This is a genomic window from Flavobacterium sp. AC267, assembly GCF_979258715.1.
In genome coordinates, this window is record NZ_OZ409875.1 from 4,621,576 (window position 1) to 4,638,842 (window position 17,267).

At 32.6% G+C, this 17,267-nt stretch carries 13 protein-coding genes, 1 other RNA gene and 3 pseudogenes; 7 read left to right on the forward strand and 10 right to left on the reverse strand.

Translation table 11 applies throughout. The features are described 5' to 3' along the window. Positions 1-178 precede the first annotated feature (178 nt). A pseudogene (locus ACZZ95_RS24520) lies at positions 179-2,591 on the forward strand (alpha-ketoacid dehydrogenase subunit alpha/beta). A gap of 237 nt (positions 2,592-2,828) precedes the next feature. On the opposite strand, the gene kdsB reads toward ACZZ95_RS24520, so the two are convergent. From kdsB to ACZZ95_RS24540, 4 genes and pseudogenes are all read right to left on the reverse strand, one after another. Beyond that, complete coding sequence (gene kdsB, locus ACZZ95_RS24525; protein WP_463471090.1) at positions 2,829-3,563, reverse strand: 3-deoxy-manno-octulosonate cytidylyltransferase; 735 nt, start codon at positions 3,561-3,563, stop codon at positions 2,829-2,831. Between the two features lie 119 nt (positions 3,564-3,682). Continuing rightward, entirely contained in the window at positions 3,683-4,513 is an 831-nt protein-coding gene (gene ygiD / locus ACZZ95_RS24530; protein ID WP_463471091.1) for a 4,5-DOPA-extradiol-dioxygenase, read from the reverse strand. Positions 4,514-4,520: 7 nt separating this feature from the next. Next, positions 4,521-5,369 carry an AbiJ-NTD4 domain-containing protein gene (locus ACZZ95_RS24535; RefSeq protein WP_463471092.1) on the reverse strand — a complete coding sequence of 283 codons (849 nt, stop codon included), beginning with the start codon at positions 5,367-5,369 and terminating at the stop codon, positions 4,521-4,523. A 27-nt stretch (positions 5,370-5,396) separates the two neighbouring features. Beyond that, positions 5,397-6,803: pseudogene (locus ACZZ95_RS24540) on the reverse strand (ATP-dependent DNA helicase). A 303-nt stretch (positions 6,804-7,106) separates the two neighbouring features. Here ACZZ95_RS24540 and ACZZ95_RS24545 point away from each other — a divergent pair. After that, positions 7,107-7,928, forward strand: a complete 822-nt coding sequence (locus ACZZ95_RS24545) for a DUF3822 family protein (RefSeq protein ID WP_463471093.1) — start codon at positions 7,107-7,109, stop codon at positions 7,926-7,928. Further along, on the forward strand, positions 7,925-8,530 hold the full coding sequence (locus tag ACZZ95_RS24550) for an RsmD family RNA methyltransferase (protein ID WP_463471094.1): 606 nt from the start codon (positions 7,925-7,927) through the stop codon (positions 8,528-8,530). The genes ACZZ95_RS24545 and ACZZ95_RS24550 overlap by 4 nt, the downstream gene beginning before the upstream one ends. 82 nt (positions 8,531-8,612) lie before the next feature. Here ACZZ95_RS24550 and ACZZ95_RS24555 read toward each other — a convergent pair whose 3' ends face one another. From ACZZ95_RS24555 to ACZZ95_RS24565, 3 genes are read right to left on the reverse strand one after another with little or no spacing between them, the layout of a single operon-like run. Then, positions 8,613-9,638, reverse strand: a complete 1,026-nt coding sequence (locus ACZZ95_RS24555) for an outer membrane beta-barrel family protein (RefSeq protein ID WP_463471770.1) — start codon at positions 9,636-9,638, stop codon at positions 8,613-8,615. After that, positions 9,619-9,867 carry a hypothetical protein gene (locus ACZZ95_RS24560; RefSeq protein ID WP_463471095.1) on the reverse strand — a complete coding sequence of 83 codons (249 nt, stop codon included), beginning with the start codon at positions 9,865-9,867 and terminating at the stop codon, positions 9,619-9,621. The genes ACZZ95_RS24555 and ACZZ95_RS24560 overlap by 20 nt, the downstream gene beginning before the upstream one ends. Beyond that, entirely contained in the window at positions 9,864-10,697 is an 834-nt protein-coding gene (locus ACZZ95_RS24565) for a TonB-dependent receptor (RefSeq protein WP_463471096.1), read from the reverse strand. The genes ACZZ95_RS24560 and ACZZ95_RS24565 overlap by 4 nt, the downstream gene beginning before the upstream one ends. A gap of 1,107 nt (positions 10,698-11,804) precedes the next feature. On the opposite strand from ACZZ95_RS24565, the gene ACZZ95_RS24570 reads away from it, so the two are divergent. Both ACZZ95_RS24570 and ACZZ95_RS24575 read left to right on the forward strand, forming a co-directional pair. Continuing rightward, entirely contained in the window at positions 11,805-13,163 is a 1,359-nt protein-coding gene (locus ACZZ95_RS24570; protein ID WP_463471097.1) for a sensor histidine kinase, read from the forward strand. 10 nt (positions 13,164-13,173) lie between these two features. Further along, positions 13,174-13,863, forward strand: a complete 690-nt coding sequence (locus ACZZ95_RS24575) for a response regulator transcription factor (protein WP_463471098.1) — start codon at positions 13,174-13,176, stop codon at positions 13,861-13,863. A gap of 291 nt (positions 13,864-14,154) precedes the next feature. On the opposite strand, the gene ACZZ95_RS24580 is transcribed toward ACZZ95_RS24575, so the two are convergent. After that, entirely contained in the window at positions 14,155-14,448 is a 294-nt protein-coding gene (locus ACZZ95_RS24580; RefSeq protein ID WP_463471099.1) for a hypothetical protein, read from the reverse strand. A 122-nt stretch (positions 14,449-14,570) separates the two neighbouring features. Between ACZZ95_RS24580 and ACZZ95_RS24585 the strand changes: the two genes are divergently transcribed. Then, entirely contained in the window at positions 14,571-14,765 is a 195-nt protein-coding gene (locus tag ACZZ95_RS24585) for a hypothetical protein (protein WP_095954401.1), read from the forward strand. 223 nt (positions 14,766-14,988) lie between these two features. Here ACZZ95_RS24585 and ACZZ95_RS24590 read toward each other — a convergent pair. Together ACZZ95_RS24590 and rnpB are read right to left on the reverse strand one after the other, a co-directional pair. Beyond that, a pseudogene (locus ACZZ95_RS24590) lies at positions 14,989-16,243 on the reverse strand (cation:dicarboxylate symporter family transporter). A gap of 35 nt (positions 16,244-16,278) precedes the next feature. Beyond that, positions 16,279-16,612, reverse strand: an RNA gene (gene rnpB, locus ACZZ95_RS24595) — RNase P RNA component class A. A 126-nt stretch (positions 16,613-16,738) separates the two neighbouring features. On the opposite strand from rnpB, the gene ACZZ95_RS24600 reads away from it, so the two are divergent. After that, on the forward strand, positions 16,739-17,032 hold the full coding sequence (locus ACZZ95_RS24600) for an SH3 domain-containing protein (RefSeq protein ID WP_095954399.1): 294 nt from the start codon (positions 16,739-16,741) through the stop codon (positions 17,030-17,032). Positions 17,033-17,267: the final 235 nt, after the last annotated feature.

A 17,267-nucleotide genomic window follows, 5' to 3' on the forward strand; every position in this document is an offset into this window, starting at 1 on the left:
TTTAAACAAAAACTTGCGGATTTACCAATAATAATAAATTTTAAATAGAAATAACATAAAAAAAGTACGTAGTTTTTTGATTTTAAATACAAATAATTAAATTATATTTAGTTTAAAGAATTATGATTATTGATTGTTTTTAAGTAATTTCGCGACATAAACATGACCCTTCAAGATTATGATAAAAGAAAAAAACAATACTACACTGACATTTGAAGATTTCAAAACTGAGGTATTGAATGACTACAGAATTGCTGTAACAAGCCGTGAATGTAGTCTCTTAGGTCGAAAAGAAGTATTAACAGGAAAGGCTAAATTTGGAATTTTCGGTGACGGAAAGGAAGTACCACAGCTGGCCATGGCTAAAGCTTTTAAAAATGGTGATTTCCGTTCTGGATACTATCGTGATCAAACTTTTATGATGGCTATTGGCGAATTGAGTCCAAAGCAGTTTTTTGCTGGTTTATATGGTCATACCAATTTAGATTTTGATCCAATGTCTGCCGGAAGACAAATGGGCGGACACTTTGTAACGCACAGTCTAAACGAAGACGGTTCTTGGAAAGACTTAACTAAACAAAAAAACTCAAGCTCAGATATCTCTCCAACTGCGGGCCAAATGCCAAGATTATTGGGATTAGCGCAGGCTTCTAAAATTTATAGAAATGTTGACGGAATTACTACCAAAGACAAATTTTCTGTAAATGGAAATGAAGTTGCTTGGGGAACTATTGGTAATGCAAGTACTTCTGAAGGTTTATTTTTTGAAACTATAAACGCCGCAGGAGTTTTACAAGTACCAATGGTTATGAGTGTTTGGGATGATGAATACGGAATTTCGGTTCATGCAAAACATCAGACTACTAAAGAAAATATCTCTGAAATTTTAAAAGGATACCAGCGCGATGAAGACGCTAAAGGTTATGAAATCTTTAGAGTTAAAGGCTGGGATTATGCCGAATTGGTTTCGACTTATGAAAGAGCCGGAGCAATTGCGCGCGAAGAACATATTCCTGTTTTAATTCATGTAAATGAATTGACGCGACCTCAAGGCCACTCTACTTCTGGTTCTCACGAACGTTACAAAAGTGCAGAAAGACTGGCTTGGGAAAAAGATTTTGACTGTATCCGCCAAATGCGTTTATGGATGATTGCCATTAATATTGCTTCTCCTGAGGAATTAGCAGAACTTGATTTCGAATTAAAGAAAGAGGTTTTAGAAGCTAAAAAAGAAGCTTGGAATTCTTTCATCAATCCGATTATAGAAGATCAAAAAAATCTTCTTAGTTTATTGGAACAAATTGCTGAAGCAAGTATCAATCATAAAGACAGAATTAAAAAATTAATTGCTGAGCTAAGTGTAATCAAAGCGCCTTTGAAAAAGGAACTATTGGTTTACGCTAGAAAGATTCTTCGTTTTATTGAAGTTCCAAACAGTAAAGTGCTTTTATCAAATTGGATTACGAATTTCATCGCCGAAACTCAGAAAAATTTCAGCAGTAATTTGTATTCTGAATCTTCTAAAAATATTTTTTCTGTTGAAAAAGTTCTCCCTAAATACGCTGAAAATGCAAAAGCAGATTCAGATGGAAGAATGATTATACGTGATAACTTTGATGTTTTATTTTCTAAATATCCAGAAGCTTTAATTTTTGGTGAAGATGTTGGAAACATTGGTGACGTAAATCAAGGCTTAGAAGGCATGCAGGAAAAATACGGAGAACTTCGTGTTGCCGATGTCGGAATTCGTGAAGCTACTATTATCGGTCAAGGAATTGGAATGGCTTTGAGAGGCTTACGACCAATTGCCGAAATTCAATATTTAGATTACTTATTGTATGCTATTCAAATCATGAGTGATGATTTAGCTACTTTACAATATAGAACTGTTGGAAAACAAAAAGCACCATTAATCATTAGAACCCGTGGACACCGTTTGGAAGGAATCTGGCATTCTGGTTCTCCAATGGGAATGATTATCAATGCGATTCGTGGAATTCACGTTTTGGTTCCGAGAGATATGACGCAGGTCGCAGGATTTTACAACACACTTTTAGAGTGTGACGAACCTGCTTTGGTAATTGAATGTTTAAACGGTTACCGCCTAAAAGAAAAAACACCGCTGAATTTTGGTGAATTCAAAACTCCAATTGGAGTTGTAGAAACACTAAAAGAGGGTGCAGATATTACTTTAGTTTCTTACGGATCTACTTTAAGATTAGTACAGCAGGTCGCTAACGAATTATTAGAGCAAGGAATTGACTGCGAAGTTATCGACATTCAATCGCTTCTTCCGTTTGACATTAATAAAGATATTGTAAAAAGTATTGCGAAGACAAACCGTCTTTTAGTAATCGACGAAGATGTTCCTGGTGGCGCTTCGGCATACATTTTACAACAAATTTTAGAAGAACAGGATGCATATAAATATCTAGACAGCAAACCGCAGACTTTAGTACGCTAAAGCGCACAGACCTGCATACGGAACTGACGGAGATTATTTCTCTAAACCTTCTGCAGAAGATATTTTTGAGAAAGTGTACGACATGATGCATGAAGTTAATCCTTCTAAATTTCCTAGTTTATATTAAGATTTAGAATGTTTTAGATACTAAAAAAGCTCCAAAATTTTGGAGCTTTTTTTTGCATTTGTCATCCTGAGGAACGAAGGATCACACAAGAAACTCCGAATAGAAAGTCATCAACCTTTGCCGATTAACGAGTGTGATCCTTCGTTCCTCAGGATGACAAATTGTACGTAAAAATCCAGTCGCATCAGCGCTTTCGCGAAAGCGAATCCGTTTTATCAGTGTTCAATTACAATCAATCTAAATATCCTTCAACATAGCCTTAGCTCTTTCCAAATCCTCAGCCGTATCAATTCCAATTCCAACATGGGTTGTTTCAACCATTTTAATGCGTTTTCCGAACTCTAAATAACGTAACTGCTCCAGTTTCTCAGAAGCTTCTAAAGATCTCATAGGAAGGCTGTAAAAGTCTAACAAAGCTTGTTTTCTAAAAGCATAGATTCCGATGTGCTGGAAATATCGTACTCCAACATTTTTCTCTCTTGCATACGGAATCACAGATCTTGAAAAATACAACGCAAACTGCGACTGATCCACCACAACTTTTACATTGTTTGGATTGTTGATTTCGTCCTCATCTTTAATTTCGCGCATTAGCGAAGCCAAGTCAATCTTTTTATCCAGATCATTTTTAAAAACAGACAAAACCTGCTCTAAAGGTCTTGCTTCTGTAAAAGGTTCATCACCTTGAACATTTACCACAATATCAACATCAAGATCTGCAATGGCTTCGGCAATACGATCGCTTCCAGATTCGTGTTCTTTGATACTCATAATTGCTTTTCCCCCATTGGAAACGATTTCATCAAAAATCAAATCAGAATCGGTTACTACAAAAACATCATCGAATAAGTTTGTTGCAACAGAAGCTTCATAGGTTCTTAAAATTACCGTTTTACCTCCTAAATCCTGCATTAATTTTGCAGGAAAACGTGTTGATGCATATCGCGCCGGAATTACCGCTATTATTTTCATTCTAATTTTTTTAAATTTATTTTTCTTTGTAAAACTCTGTAAAAAATCTACGTGCAACTTTGCAAAATAATCTAACACAGAGATTCACAAAGATTTTCACAGAGATTTACTGAATTTCTTTATATAATTTTTACTGAAGTCATACTTAAAGAACCAGCTAATAATTTATCATTAAACAAATCCAATTCATCTGTTTTGTCTTTTAAACCTAAAGTATAAAGCAATGGCAAATAATGTTCTGGCGTTGGAACAGCCATCTGAACGGCTTTATTCATTTTTTCGAAATCAATCAGAGGCTGAAAATTACCATCCAATAAATAATCGTTTACAGTCTGGCGCGCTTCTATAGCCCAATCGTATCCATAATTGTCTTTATCAAAATTTCTGAAATCAACCATTCGTAGATTATGAACAATATTACCGCTTCCAATAATCAAAACACCTTTATAACGTAATGCTTGTAATTTCTGCGCCAATTCAAAATGATATTGACCCGATTTGGTATAATCAATGCTTAACTGAATTACAGGAACATCTGCATTGGGATACAAATGTTTAATTACGCTCCATGCGCCATGATCCAATCCCCAGTGTTCGTCTAATTCGACCATTACGGGATCTAGGATTTTCTGAGTTTCAAGAGCTAATTCTGGACTTCCTTTTGCAGGATACTGCACATCAAAAAGAGCCTGCGGAAAACCTCCAAAATCATGAATGGTTCTGGGCATTTCCATCGCAGTCACTTTTGTTCCTTTGGTAAACCAATGCGCCGAAACGCATAAAATGGCATTGGGTCGCGGTAATGTTTTGGCCAATTCCCGAAAACCTGCGACAAACTGATTTTCTTCAATCGCATTCATCGGACTTCCGTGTCCCAAAAACAAAACCGGCATTTTATCAGTATTCGAAAACTTTGATGAAATGGAATGTAAATCGTTTAATGTTGTCATTTTAATACTACTTTTCAATCTTAACCTGTAAATAATTTATAAATGCAGAACAAGAAACTAACATAAACTTCGCATCTTCCATAGAAACCTCAATGTCATCCGTCAATAATTTATGTCTAATACCTCCTGAATCACTTGTATATCCATACAAAGAAGTAAATGCACTTTTTAAGGCACCATGAATTTTATACTGTTTCTCAATAACTCCTAATGTTGGACCTAATGTAGCCTTTGAATCTCCTGTGATAATTACACATAAAGATTCTATTGAAGAAATAGCTTCTTTTATCGAATTTCTATAGTCAGGATTCTCTCTATTCGAAAAGTAATAAATTGCAGTTTTCAAATGAATATTTACAGGTTCCCATTTATTTGAATTGCAAATAGCCTCCTCAATCTCTTTTACTTCTTCTTCTGATGTAATTTGAACTACACACCCATCAATTAAACGATATGCTGACATCTCCTTTTTTAAAGAATCATTACAATTCTTCACGAATCCAATCTCACCATCAATATCTATCTTAGATAAAAATTCCAAAAAATCATATTTTTCAAACCACTGGCAATTAAAAAAAGATGTTTTAACATAATCAATAAATTTCATTGTTGAAATCTCATCAATACTTTTATGAGGAATCTCATCCACTAAATTTCCATAAAATTCCTGCCAAATAAAAATCAAAAGATTACCTAAATCTGAATTTTTATAAGTGCCGTAAACATTCAATCCTATTTTATCAAAAAAACTTTCTTGAATTGTATTCCAAAGTCGATTCTCTAATTTCTTATCTATAGAATCAACTTGAAGTACATTTCTAATAGAAGTCATTCCTATCTTTTGTGAGAACCTCATATCCTTTAATTTTACATTTAAAAAAAACTATTCTTCAAAATTCTCGTCTTTAAATCCTATCAAATATAACTTATTTTTAGCACGTGTCATTGCCGTGTAAAGCCATCGTATGTAATCACGGTCAATGCCATTTGGTAAAAAGGGTCATCGATAAAACCGTATTCCACTGCCCTCCTTGCGATTTATGGCAGGTAATTGCGTAGGAGAATTTTACCTGTAAACCATTAAAATATTCGTTTTCCTTTACTTTTTGGAATCTTTTGTATTTCGTAGTTTCATCTTCGTAATCTTTCATCACTTCCTCATATAAACGATTTGATTCCTCGTAGGTTAAAGACGGAGATTCGCTTTTTAAGGTATCCAAAATTAAAACCGTTTCAAACGGTTTTTGATCTGGATAATCGACCATTCTGATTTTTACTTTTGCAAAATTAAAACCATATAATTCTTTGATTCCGAATAATTCTAAAACCTCAATAATATCTCCGTTGGCAATAAATCCCGCTTCATCGGTTTCTTTGAGCCAAAAATAATTATTCTTGACAACCATCAAAAAATCGCCGACAGAAAGTTCGCTTTCTTTAAATAAAATTCGGGTTCTGATTTGCTCGTTGTATTGATTTGCCCTTTTATTCGAACGAACAATAAAAGCCGTATCTTCAATGCTATAATTGCTGTACGCCATATTTATTGCATCCTGAATATCGTAACCATCGGTTAAACGAACAATGTCTTTAAACTTCTTTACATTAAATCGGAACTCGGTTATAAAACTTTCTTTCAAAAGTTCACGTAATTCCGTCGCATTGAATAAAATCCCCGAATTTTCTTCCTGACGCATTACTTCGTCCAGTTCGATATGTTCGATTTCTTTATCGTAATGTATTCCTAAAGTCTGAATATCAAGCGCTGGACTAATATCTGAATTTACAGGAGGAAGCTGTGCTGTGTCTCCCAAAAGAATCATTTTACAATTGTTTCCAGAATAGACATAATTAATCAAATCATCCAAAAGTGAACCGCTGTCTAAAGTACTGTCTGAAATCATCGAAGCCTCATCGACGATAAAAATGGTATTTTTATGTTTGTTCTGCTGTTTGGTAAAAGCCACTCCTCCACCCGATGATTTTTTAGGAAAATATATTTTTTTATGGATCGTAAATGCTGGCGTATTGGAGTAATTAGCAATTACTTTTGCACGCGGCCTGTTGGTGCAAGCAACACAAACTTCTTATTGATATCGCCCAAATTATGAACAATAGTCGAAATAACGGTTGTTTTTCCCGTTCCGGCGTATCCTTTCAAAACGAAAATTGTATCATTTTGAGGTTCGGTTAAAAAAATTGCAATTTTCTGAAAAAAAATATCCTGTTTGTGAGTTGGAGCAAAAGGAAATCGTTTTTGTAAAATACCGTAAAACAGTGCAGAATTCATAAAGTAATATTGAAATACAAAGGTCGACTTTTTAATTTTAAATTCCAAGAATCAAATTCCAAATTCCAAACTTTAAAATTCAATGCAATAATGCTAAACATTTAAGACTACAATCAAATCATATCTACACAAAACACAACTCCCTATATTTCAAATAAATAAACCGTTTAATAACCTTACAGTAAAGTTTAATTCAAATTGTTTTTTGAAATTGCAGTTATAATTGTTCCTTTTTAATTTGTAAGTTTGTGGTCGCCTAAATTCTTTCTTGATTTAAAACAGGTAACGAATTGTAAATCAACTATGTCATTACAAAACACTAACATTACTTCAAAAAATTACAAAAAACTTTCTATTCAGGTTTCTCTGACTGGATTTTCATTTTGCTGTTTCGATACTTTAAATAATGTGATTACTTCGTTTAAAGAAATTAAGTTTGAGACTTCCTACAAAACTCCTAAAATTGAAGATTTATTCAGCGATGCATTCAAGAATAATCCTGAATTAAGAAATACGTATGATGAAGTATTGGTTATTCATACTAACAATCTTTCGACTTTTGTGCCAGTCGCTTTGTTTGATGAAAACTATTTAGGAAGTTATCTTCAATATACTACCAAGGTATTTGAAACTGACTTTTTTACCTTTGATCAAATTTCAAATTATCAGATGAATTCGGTTTACATTCCGTACATCAACATCAATAATTTCTTGATTGACAATGTTGGTTCTTTTGATTACAAACATGCCAATAGTATTTTGGTCGAAAAAATTCTGGATAATTCGCGCAATAATGACGAAAAGAAAATGGTAATTAATTTTAATCCAGGGAATTTCGAGATTATTGTCGTTCAAAATCAGAAGCTTTTATTGTTCAATTCTTTTGAATACAATACACCGGAAGATTTTATTTATTACATCTTATTTACCGCAGAACAATTGAGCCTGAACCCAGAAAGTTTTCAATTGGAATTACTGGGAACCATTACAGAAAATGATCCGTTTTATGCTATTGCATACAAATATATCCGTCATATTTCTTTTCTAGACGTTACAAAACTGCAAGAAAAGAACAATTTCACAACTGCTCAAAATCAAAAACATTATATCTTATTTCAATCATGAGAATCATTTCAGGAAAATACAAAGGACGCAGAATTTTTCCGCCAAAAAACCTGCCTGTACGACCAACGACTGATATGAGTAAAGAAGCATTATTTAATGTTTTGAATAATCATTTTAGTTTTGACAGCTTAAAGGTGCTCGATTTATTTTCGGGAACTGGGAATATCAGTTATGAATTCGCTTCACGCGGAAGTGCTCCAATTACATCTGTTGACGGTGATTTTGGATGTGTAAAGTTTATCAAACAAATTTCATCAGAATATGATTTTGATATTGTCGCGACTAAAAGTGATGTTTTTAAGTTTCTAGAAAACTGCAAAACAACTTACGATATTATTTTTGCCGATCCACCATACGGATTGGATCAGACAACTTTTGAAAAAATTGTTTTAACGGTTTTTGAAAAAGATTTATTGGAGGATGACGGGATGATGATTATCGAGCATTCTAAATACACTAAAATGGATCATCTGAGTAATTTCTCTTTTCAAAAAAGTTATGGCGGTTCGTTTTTTAGTTTCTTTGAATTGAATTCGACCGATGACGATGAGGAATTACCGCACGACAGTTCTAAAAAAGAAGTTGAAGAAGACGAAGGATAATTAATTCAATTTTTTAATATTTAAATTTCAAATTCCAAGTCTCAAATTGGAATTTGAATTTTTTTTTTTTGAATTTTTCATTTTACTTGATTCGGCTTTCATTCTCGTTTACACTTTTCTCCTTAAATTCACTTTCTTTTATTTTTCCAAAAGAATATCGAAGGGTAACAGAAATTTCATTTGCATCAACCAAATATCTCGCTCTAGAACTTATATTATTTATCGTAAATCTTTCTGAGTAAATAGTGTTTTTAAAAACATCATTGTAACTCAAAGTACAATTCCAGTTTTTACCAAAGGATTTTGCCAGCGACATATCAAAAATCAATTTTGCATTTCGCTCAAAAACACCTTCTTTTTGTTTGGTTGCTCCCCAAAAAGACAAGACGAATGTAAAATCTTTTGGGAGTTTAAAACTGTTATTGGAGTAATAATATAAATAAGGTTTAGAAGAATTAAATAATGCATTTTCATCTTCAATTTTATTTTTAGTAAAAACTAAAGAATTTGTATTTGTCCAGAATTTATAGGTAAAAGGTAATGTCAGCTCAATATTATATCCCGATTCTTTTTGGAAATTTTTCTCTGTAAAAGTCAAGATGTTATTTTCATTATCAAATACAAAATCTTGATAGACGGGATTTCTGTTTTGATACAAAGTCAGTTTTAGCGATTTATCATGATACTGAAAAACAGTCGAAATAACATCCATATATGTAGGCCCTAAATTGATATTACTTCCGTAAATAAAATACGGATTTATGTAGGTGGCAATCATACTCAAAGAAGAATAATTGGGTCTCGAAATACTTTTAGAATAATCTACACTTACATTTTTAGTACTGTCTATTGAAAACGAAAACTGCGCTTTTGGAAAAAGATTGGTATAGTTTTTATCAATTAAAAAAGCATTATCTGTACTGTATTTTCCGCTTACATTCGTGTTTTCAACTCTAAGTCCAACAGAAAAACTGACTTTTTTAATCTTCCCAAAAAGCTGTGAATAAGCGACTAAATTGGCTTCATTAAAGTTATAATCAAAAGTGGTGTTTTCATCTTTTTGATAATCAAAAACATCATAATCTGATTTAGATTTTGTGCGCCGAATAAAGTCCGCCGTATTCTAGATTCATTTCGTTTTTAAACTTTTTTTCTAAATCAATTCGCCCCGAAAAAGCATCAACATTAAATTTTTGATCACGGTTTTGAGATAATTCCAATTCGGTTTCATTATAATTATTTTCAACCAAACTCCACAAATGCTGATTGAAATTCGAATATTGAAAACCAGCAAAAAGTTTAGTGTCAATTGCTTTTATTTTTTTAGAATAATTCACAAAAGAATTGATGAAATTCTTTTACTCGAATTATCGCTTAGCGTAAAAACATTGTTCTGGTCATTTTGATTTTGATTAAAAGTAAACGTATTAATATCAAAAGTATCGTTTCGAAGATTAGAATTGACATTTACCGAAAAATAATCTTCTTCATTAATTTTATAAAACAGACCTCCTCCAAAAATATATTGATTGACATGAGAATTGGCCGTTACATCATAATCAGAAATAATACCGGCCTGCGGAATCTGATAAGCAATACTGTGATTTTCCCAAGGATTTCGGCGATTGTAATTGAAATTGGCTTTCCACTCCAATTTACCTTTTTTAAAACTGGAATTAAAACCCAAATAGTTATTATAATGTTTTTTAAAAGAGGCTGTTTCGGTAATCTCTGTTTTAAAACTGTCTTTTTTACTCAATTTTCTGGTAATTAAAATCACAGCTCGACCTTCGGCTTCATATTTTGAAGATGGATTCTGAATGATCTCAATTGTTTTGATATCGGCGACAGCCAAGGCATTTAACTCATTCATTCCAACGCGTTGATTGTCGATATAAATAAGCGGATTTCCTTTTCCCACAATTGAAATACTTTCGCGGTTTGGGTTTACCTGCACCAACGGAAGTCTGGAAAGCAGATCAACAGGATTTGGAATTGCATTATAAATAGAATTCGCAACATCGATTTTTATATTTCCGTTTGAATTGGTAAAAGTCTTTTTGTTTTGAGTAATAACAACTTCGTTTAGTTTTTGCGAAATAGAATCTTTCGGAATTTCATTTTGAGCGTTTGCGACAAATGAAAGAACAAAAAAGCAAAAGTGCAATTAGAAGTTTTAGGGGCAGGTAAATATTCATTTTTTAAATAAAAATTTTGGTTAATTACACTGCAAAAATGCTTCTAAAAAGGCGCTCCGAAAGTTAATCGAAGGTTAATGCACAGTTAATCTCGAAATTGTCTTATAAAAGCATTATTTTTGAATCGAGAAGTAAAATCGAAATTTTACAGATCGGCGGGTTGTAAATCTCTCGCAGATTTTGGAGATTGAGCAGATTTACTAAGATTTTGAGATACAATTTATCTGCAAAATCTGCTTAATCTGCGAGAAAATTAAAATATAGAAATTAGTATAAATCGTTTTTTCTGTGTGTAATAATCTCTCGCAGATTTTGGAGATTGAGCAGATTTACTAAGATTTTGAGATAAAATTTATCTGCAAAATATGCTTAATCTGCGAGAAAATTAAAATATAGAAATTATTATAAATCGTTTTTTCTGTGTGTAATAATCTCTCGCAGATTTTGGAGATTAAGCAGATTTAATAAGATTTTGAGATACAATTTATCTGCAAAATCTGCTTAATCTGCGAGAAAATTAAAATATAGAAATCAGTATAAATCGTTTTTCTGTGTGTAATAATCTCTCGCAGATTTTGGAGATTAAGCAGATTTAATAAGATTTTGAGATACAATTTATCTGCAAAATCTGCTTAATCTGCGGGAAAATAAAAAATATAGGAATTAATATAAATCGTTTTTTCTGTGTGTAATAATCTCTCGCAGATTTTGGAGAATAAGCGGATTTACTAAGATTTTGAGATACAATTTATCTGCAAAATCTGCTTAATCTGCGAGAAAATTAAAATATAGAAATTAGTATAAATCGTTTTTTCTGTGTGTAATAATCTCTCGCAGATTTTGGAGATTGAGCAGATTTACTAAGATTTTCAGATACAATTTATCTGCAAAATCTGCTTAATCTGCGGGAAAATAAAAAATATAGGAATTAGTATAAATCGTTTTTTCTGTGTGTAATAATCTCTCGCAGATTTTGGAGATTAAGCAGATTTACTAAGATTTTCAGATACAATTTATCTGCAAAATCTGCGAGAAAATAAAAAATATACAATCAGTTTAATCTTCGTGTTATATAAATGAAGCAAAGAATCAATTTATTAATCGCATTTTCTGTAGTCGCATTAATTGTATTAATGACGGTGCAATGCTATTTGGTAAAAACCGCATATGAATATAAAGTGGCGCAGTTCCATACACAGATTAAAAATGAAATTGCACAGATCACTAATAATTACAGTTACATTGATTCGGCGTTGGTTTCTAAAAAAGAAGCGCTTTATAAAAATTTGTCTCAGAATTATATTAAAGGAAAAGACACCAAATTGGACATCAAAAACAGTGTTTTAGAAAATGAATTTCGAGATTCTATAACACAAAAAATACAACGAAAGTTTGAACGCGATTTACCCAATTTCAAAATTGATTTCGCAATTGTTCTAAACAAATTTATACTCTACAAAAACACAAGAAAAGTAGACACTATTTTCTCTGAAAAGCCTTTTATTGAAAATAAATTATATGGAAATCTGGCTTCTTTAAACCAAGCTTTTTTGGTTCGAAGTTATGTTGGCACCACAAACGGAACTTTTGAAAATCAGGAATATAAATTATTGACAGAAGATTCTATGTATGTTTCAGTTGTCGATTGGGAAATGATTATTTTAAGAAGAATGACATTTATTCTTATTCTATCTTTATTCTCTATTCTTACGATTATAACACTTTTCATAATCGCTTTAAAAGCTTTAATTAAACAGAAAAAAGTTAGCGATGTAAAAACTGATTTTATCAATAACATTACGCACGAACTTAAAACGCCGTTAGCGACTTTGGGTATTTCGACAAAGATTTTAGAACAGAAAAATATTCGTGACAACGACGAAAATTTCAATGCAATTGTCAATACCATTTCGCGCCAAAACAATCGTCTGCAGAGTTTAATTGATCAGGTGATGGCGAATTCTTTGGCAGAAAACGAAATTGAATTACAGAAAGAAAAAATAGAAACCGAAGATTTTCTGCTTTCCATTGTAAATGATTTTAAAATTACATTTCCAAAAATTAATCTTAAAACCGATTTTCAAACACAGAAAACGATTTTAGTTTTAGATAAATTCCATTTGACAACTGCTTTTTTAAATGTTCTGGAAAATGCTGTAAAATATGGTTCGAAAACAATTACGATAAAAACCAGAATTATAGAAAATCAATTTTCGATCAGCATTGAAGATGACGGAATCGGAATTGAGAAAAACAAGCAATCACTCCTTTTCGATAAGTTTTATCGCGTACAACAGGGAAATCTTCATAATACAAAAGGCTTAGGTTTAGGATTGTACTATGTTGATCAAATTATCAAAGCGCATCAGGGTTCTGTTAACGTTGTGAGCGATTTAGGAAAAGGAACTCAGTTTACTATTTTATTAAAAGTTTAATTACCTTATTTTGAAAAAATTACTTTTAGCTGAAGACGATTTTGATTTTGCGACCATTTTAAAACAATATTTAGAACTGCATCAATTCGAAGTTATCTGGGCAGAAAATGGCGAAATAGCTTTAGAATATTTTAAAAACCAGACTTTTGATATTTGTGTTTTTGATGTAATGATGCCAAAAATGGACGGATTTTCATTGGCCGAAAAAATAATTACAATCAATCCCGAAATTCCATTTATTTTTCTGACCGCAAGAAAGCTAAAAGAAGATAAAATTATTGGATTGAAGCTGGGTGCAGATGATTATATCATAAAACCTTTTGAAGTCGACGAATTGATTCTGCGTCTGCAGAATATCCTAAAGAGAATCGAACAAAAAAGAAGTCTGGAAGGGAATAATATAATTGAAATTGGCTCGTATGTTTTTGATAATGAAAGACTAACCCTCAATAATAAAAATCATGTCCAACAGCTTACAGAAATGGAAGCTTCTCTTATTGAGTATTTATATCTGAACCATAACCAATTATTAAAGAGAGATCAAATTTTAATGTCAGTTTGGAAAAAAGACGATTATTTCTCCGGCCGAAGTATGGATGTTTTTATCAGCAGACTTCGAAAATACTTTAATTCAGATCCAAAAATCAAAATTGAAAGTGTTCGTAATATTGGCTTAGAATTTAAAATAGAAAAACCTTGATAAGTCAAGGTTTTTCTATTTTAAATGAAATTTTATTTTCCAATTACCCATCCTAAACTAAAGTTTGCAAGGGGAGTAAATTCCGTATCATATTTATCGATTAATACTCCTGCTCCAACATACAAATCTATATTTAATTTTCGCTTATAAGTACGTTGAATTCCCCAAACCGGACCTATTGCAAAAGAAGGGATTTCTTCGTTAAACCATTTATTTGCAGATATAGACTGAAAGTCATAATTAGCATGTAAAGCAATGAAATTTCCAGAATTAAAGTCTGTTCTTTTTCCTTTAGCCGCTTCTTTTTTCTAAATTGTAATAATGACGAAACTGTTCTGTAATTCTTGGTGTAAAATACCAAGTAGATTCGTCGTACCAGCTATTATGTCGATAACCAAGAACTATACTTGCTTCAGAATACAAAGTATTTTTGGTAGAAAATCCATGTTCATATACAAAGCCAGGCAATAATAAAGCGTTTATCTTAAATTGATGTTTTACCACAGAAACAGGAGCATCATCTTGAGCGTTGGCAGCAGTAATAAAAAGGACAGAAAGAAATAGAACGAAGTAGTTTTTGGTCATGGTTTTTTGTTAAATTGGTTCGAACTTCGTCCTGCAAATCATATAAGTTTAGTAAACAATTGTATAACAATTAATAGCAATTTCAATAATACATTTGAGTAGAAATTTTAAATCTAACAATCATGAACCTAAAAAGATTTTTCGGAGGATTATTGACAATACTCGGAATTGTAGGACTTATATATACTGCCGTGATTTTTTCCGGCACATCGGGAGAAACCAGAGATATCAAATCATTGATTATTTACGGTATTTTGGGAATCGTTTTTTTTATGTCAGGAATCAGTTTGGTTCGTACAACAAAAGACGAATCATAGTGTTTTTTGGAGGGACAAAGATACAGAGGTTCAAAGAGACAAAGGCTACAGCCAATTTTAAAACTTTGAACCTTTGAACCTTTGTCCCTTCAAATTTTAAAAAAACTATTCCTCTAAAACTGTATTCAAATCAATATTTTTTTGGAGTGAAAAATTAATAGGTTCAAAGTTTTAAAGACACTTTTAAAACTTTGTACCTATGTACCTCTGTCCCTTTGCACCTTTAAAGAACTTCTTCTAAAACTGGATCAAGATTCAATTCTGTAAAATCTCTTTCGGTTTTAGAGATTATAATTGTTGCAACCGTATTTCCTATTAGGTTTGTAATAGCTCTGGCTTCGCTCATGAATTTATCGACTCCTAATAAAAAAGCCAAACCTTCCACTGGAATTTTATGAAGTGCTGTTAAAGTCGATGCCAAAACAATAAATCCGCTTCCAGTAACTCCCGCGCACCTTTTGAAGTAATCATCAAAATTCCGATAACGGTCAAAATTTCGAAGAAACTCAAATGTACATCGTACAACTGCGCTAAAAATATTACCGACATTGATAAATAAATCGAAGTTCCGTCAAGATTAAAAGAATAACCCGTGGGAATCACCAATCCAACAACCGATTTACTACAGCCCATTCTTTCCAATTTTACCATAATACTCGGCAGAAGCGGCTTCTGATGATGATGTTCCCAAAACCAGTAAAAGTTCTTCTTTAATATATTTTAAAATCGAAAGAATACTTATTTTGTAATATCTCAGAATACTTCCCAAGATTAAAAACACAAAAAGCGCCATCGTTAAATAAACGCAGAGCATCAATTTGCCAAGCGGAATTAAAGTTCCCAATCCGAACTTTCCAATTGTATACGCCATGCCGCCAAAAGCACCAATTGGCGCGAGATACATTACATATTTTAAGCCTAGAAAAACTACGTTTGAAATTCGTTCTAAAACCAAAATAGTCTGTTCTCTTTTTTTATAAAAATTCAGAGCAATTCCGCATACAATTGCCGCCAGTAAAACCTGCGACGTAAAATTGGAAAAGAAAAACTGAAGCCACGAAAAGTTTTCTGCACCCGCATTTGTATACTGACTTGCATCGCCCAAAGTCAATCCAGATTTGTCAATTTTTCCAGGTTGAAACAAATAAGCAACGGCAACACCAATTGCCAGCGCGACTGTCGAAACTACTTCAAAATAAGCTAAAGCTTTTACACCAATTCGGCCGACTTTCTTTAGATTTCCCATTCCAGAAATCCCCAAAACAATTGTCAGGAAAATTATTGGACCTATAAAGAGTTTAATTAGATCAACAAATCTTTTACCTAAAATTTCCATTTTTATTCCATTTTCAGGAGAAAAAATGGCCAAGCAAAACCCCGGCAATAATAGCAATCAAAACCCAAAATGTCAGATTGGTAATTACAGCGCGAAAAATACTTTTTTTAGTTTTGGAAGAAGGTTTTGGAGCAAGCAATATTCATGAAGCAGGTTTAGATAGTTTCACAAATATATAAAAAAAGCAGACCTATAAGCCGGATTCTGTTCTTGTCTCGTTTTGCAACGCGACAATACCTTATCATTTATCTAGATTCCGAATTACTTCGGAACTCAAGCTACCTACCCTTCAACAACGGACGAGAAGCCCTTAAATGCTGATATACTTGGTATTTCACCGCATAGAGTTTACCTGGTTTCACTACAGCATTACCTGTACATACTTTCTGTTGCACTTGTCCTTGCGCTATTTCTAACGCCGACGGGTGTTACCCGCTATGCTTCTCTGTGGTGTCCGGACTTTCCTCCCTCTCGTCCCAAAAGACGAGACGACGATAAGGCGGTCTGCGCTGACAAAAGTACGATTTTATCACTTAACTATATTAGTTTTAAATTTCCGATTTTATGACTTTTATCCTAACTTTTTAATTTTAAAATAGTTATCTTTAAAAATCTATTAATTTTAAATTCAGTTATCATGAAAAGAATGTATCATTACGCAACTGTCTCAAAGGCTTTAGATCAATTGAATGAAAAAGGATTTACGTGCGATTTTAATCGAAATGCAGACATGATTAAAAAAAATCCTGAAAAGTTTGAAATTGTTCATGTGTATCGATACGAAGGGGAATCTGACCCCGCAGATGAGGCAGTTGTATACGGAATTAAATCTACCAGTGGTAAAAAGGGTGTTTACGTTGCTGGTTTCTCTGCCGATTCAGATCAGGAAACAGCACAGTTTTTATTTAACTTGAGTATTAGAGGAAGATAGATTTTAAGGAGCTAAATCCCGCTATTCGTTACAATCTTTTATGGCGAACGCCGCCACAAAAGGATTTTCACTTCTATCGGGGCTAGGACATTAGATTTCATAACAAATTATCTTTCCATTTTAAGTAAGTAACCACAATGTTTGTCAGTCTGAGCGAAGTCGAAGACCTTTATAGTTTGAGTGTTTCGACTTCGCTCAACATGACATAAAATTTGGAAAATCTTTCCGCCCTTTG

Coding starts and splice junctions, on each gene's coding strand:
- kdsB (WP_463471090.1), bottom strand. CDS start 3,563: ATGAAAATAATAGCGGTAATTCCGGCGCGATATGCATCAACACGTTTT.
- ygiD (WP_463471091.1), bottom strand. CDS start 4,513: ATGACAACATTAAACGATTTACATTCCATTTCATCAAAGTTTTCGAAT.
- ACZZ95_RS24535 (WP_463471092.1), bottom strand. CDS start 5,369: ATGAGGTTCTCACAAAAGATAGGAATGACTTCTATTAGAAATGTACTT.
- ACZZ95_RS24545 (WP_463471093.1), top strand. CDS start 7,107: ATGTCATTACAAAACACTAACATTACTTCAAAAAATTACAAAAAACTT.
- ACZZ95_RS24550 (WP_463471094.1), top strand. CDS start 7,925: ATGAGAATCATTTCAGGAAAATACAAAGGACGCAGAATTTTTCCGCCA.
- ACZZ95_RS24570 (WP_463471097.1), top strand. CDS start 11,805: ATGAAGCAAAGAATCAATTTATTAATCGCATTTTCTGTAGTCGCATTA.
- ACZZ95_RS24580 (WP_463471099.1), bottom strand. CDS start 14,448: ATGACCAAAAACTACTTCGTTCTATTTCTTTCTGTCCTTTTTATTACT.
- ACZZ95_RS24585 (WP_095954401.1), top strand. CDS start 14,571: ATGAACCTAAAAAGATTTTTCGGAGGATTATTGACAATACTCGGAATT.
- ACZZ95_RS24600 (WP_095954399.1), top strand. CDS start 16,739: ATGAAAAGAATGTATCATTACGCAACTGTCTCAAAGGCTTTAGATCAA.